Below are 2,428 nucleotides of genomic sequence, written 5' to 3' on the forward strand. Positions count from 1 at the left end.
CATGAATCCCACCCAGTTGTAGGCGGGTGCCCGCGCGATGACGCCGTCAAACAAGTTCGGATAGCGCTGCACGTTCATCAACGCTTCCCGCCCGCCGTTGGAGCAGCCCTCGAAATATGACTTGGAGGGCGGCATGCCGTAGGCCGCGGTCACCGCCTCGAGTGCGGTCGACATCACCGTCGGCACCGAGAGGCTGCCGAAGAGCTGGGCTGCAAAGGTGTCGGTCAAGGCGAAGTCGGCAGACAGCCCGCTGCCCTGGTGGCCGGAGTCGCTGGCGACCGTTGCGTAACCCTGAGTCAGTGCCGGCACGGATACCGCGGGGATCGACCCGTTGTAGCCACCGCCGCCGCCGTAGTAGAGCTTGCCGTTCCAGGCGTTCGGCAGACGCATCTCGAAGTTCAGGGCCGGAGCGATGGTGCCATTGACCTTGCAGTAGCTCGGTACGGCTGCGCTCGCGGCCACCGCGGCGGCGGTGAGGGTTGCGCCCGCGATGGTCTTGCCCGACAGGGCATCGCAGGCCTTCTGCGCAGTCACCACGACGGGTGCCGCGTCATCGTCGTTCGAGCCACAGGCCGACAGCAGCAACGAGCACGAGGCCATGGCGGCGAGCGCCGCAGGGCGGGCCGGGCTTGTCTTGCGATTTCCAACTCTCATGGTATGTGTCTCCGTAGTCTTCAGCGGTGCATTGCCGCCTTGTCGATGGGCACGGGACGATTCTGGAATCTGCGCCGCAGATGGACTGTCCGTCGATGTACATTCCCGCGTTTTCCAGCTAGGGGAAGACCCCCATGACCGGCTCGCGGAACTGGATTGCCCCGATTGCGAAGACTCGCAGTACGGATAGCGTCGACGGGTACAACCGTTGAGTTCTCGCGAAAACCATGTCGGCTCCTTCCCTCGAAATGCGCGATCACCTGCGGGAAGCCCCGTGGGCCAGGCACCTGACCGCCGAGCAGTTGGTGCGAGTCGAGTGCGAAACCCAACTGGTGAAATACGCCGCCGGCTCCGTCGTCTGTCAGGAAGGCGCCCCAGCTCAGTATTGGATCGGCGTCCTGGATGGAATGGTGAAGGTCTCGACCGTTTCAGAGGACGGGCGCAGCACGACCTTCATCGGCGTGACCTCCGGCGGGTGGCTGGGCGAGGGGGCGATACTCAAGCACGAACTCAGACCTTACGAAGTGGTCACGCTGCGAGACAGCTGGATCGCGTTGATGCCGATGAAGACGTTCGACTGGCTTTTTGAAACCAGCCTGGCGTTCAATCACTTTCTGGTGCACCAGTTGAACGCCCGACTCGGGCAGTTCGTCGCTGTCGTGGAGAGTTGTCGCATGCAATCCACCACTGCCCAGGTTGCCGTGTGCGTGGCTGAGCTGTTCAACCCGTCGCTCTGCTCGGCCACCTCGGATGCCTTGCGCATCTCCCAAGAAGAAATCGCACGCTTGTGTGGCTTGTCGCGCCAGATCGCGAACCGAGCGCTGCACGAACTGCAGGCGGCCGGATTCATGCAAGTGCAGTACGGCAGCATCCACGTTCTGGATGTCGAAGGCTTGCACGCGTTTGGAAGGGCGCGCACGGTCATGGCGCGGTCTTCTGGTTCCCTCTCCCTGATCAGGCGAGCTTGAAAGGCATCTCGCGCAACGGTTTACCGGTCAGCGCTGCCACCGCGTTCGCGAACGCCGGTGCGAGCGGCGGCAGGCCGGGTTCACCCATGCCGGTGGGCGCATCGGCGCTGGGTACGACATGCACGACGACCTGCGGCATGTCGGTGATGCGCGGCACGACGAAGTCGCCGAAGTTGCTCTGCTCCACCACGCCGTCCTTCAACGTGATCGCCGCGCCGGGCAGGCACATCGACAGGCCCATGACGGCTGAGCCTTGCGCCTGAGCCTCGATGGTGCGCGGGTTCACCGCCAGGTTGCAGTGCACGCCGGCTGTCGCCCGGTGCAGCACGGGACTGTTGTCCTTGATCGAAGCCTCGACCACGTAGGCCACGACGGTCGAGAAAGACTCGTGCACCGCCACGCCCCAGGCGCGGCCGGCGGGGAGCTGCTTCTTGCCATAGCCGCTCTTGTCCACGGCCAGCTGTAGCGCGGCGCTGTGGCGCGGGTGCTTGTCGCCCCAGAGCTTCATGCGGTAGGCCACCGGGTCCTGCTTCGTCGCGCGGGCAATCTCGTCGATCAACGTCTCCATCACGAACGCGGTATGGGTGGAACCCACGCTGCGCCACCACAGCACAGGCACGTTGAGTTTGGGATGGTGCACCGTCAGGCGCATCGGCAGCGGGTAGGGCTCCCGCATGCCTTCGACTGCGGACGCGTCGACGCCATTCTTCACCTGGAACTGCTCGAACACGGAGCCGGCGAGGATCGACTGGCCGACGATCACGTGGTCCCAGGCCAGCACCTTGCCCGTGTCGTCGAAGCCAATG

Annotated in this window: 3 protein-coding genes; 1 reads left to right on the top strand and 2 read right to left on the bottom strand. The window is 64.5% G+C overall.

Annotated features, from left to right (window positions below):
• Nucleotides 1–600 (bottom strand): tannase/feruloyl esterase family alpha/beta hydrolase (locus AC1D15_RS27045; RefSeq protein WP_477828434.1); only part of this gene is annotated, 600 nt, incomplete at its 3' end.
• A 281-nt stretch (nt 601–881) separates the two neighbouring features.
• On the opposite strand from AC1D15_RS27045, the gene AC1D15_RS27050 reads away from it, so the two are divergent.
• Complete coding sequence (locus tag AC1D15_RS27050) at nt 882–1,622, top strand: Crp/Fnr family transcriptional regulator (protein WP_477828435.1); 741 nt, start codon at nt 882–884, stop codon at nt 1,620–1,622.
• Here AC1D15_RS27050 and AC1D15_RS27055 read toward each other — a convergent pair.
• Nucleotides 1,609–2,428: molybdopterin cofactor-binding domain-containing protein (locus AC1D15_RS27055; protein ID WP_477828436.1), on the bottom strand; the 820-nt coding region annotated here is incomplete at its 5' end. The genes AC1D15_RS27050 and AC1D15_RS27055 overlap by 14 nt on opposite strands.

The sequence above is a fragment of the Rhizobacter sp. P2_H2 genome, assembly GCF_056403375.1.

What these genes read in the sequence shown, in the direction of transcription:
- AC1D15_RS27050 (WP_477828435.1), top strand. Translation starts at nt 882, where the DNA reads ATGTCGGCTCCTTCCCTCGAAATGCGCGATCACCTGCGGGAAGCCCCG.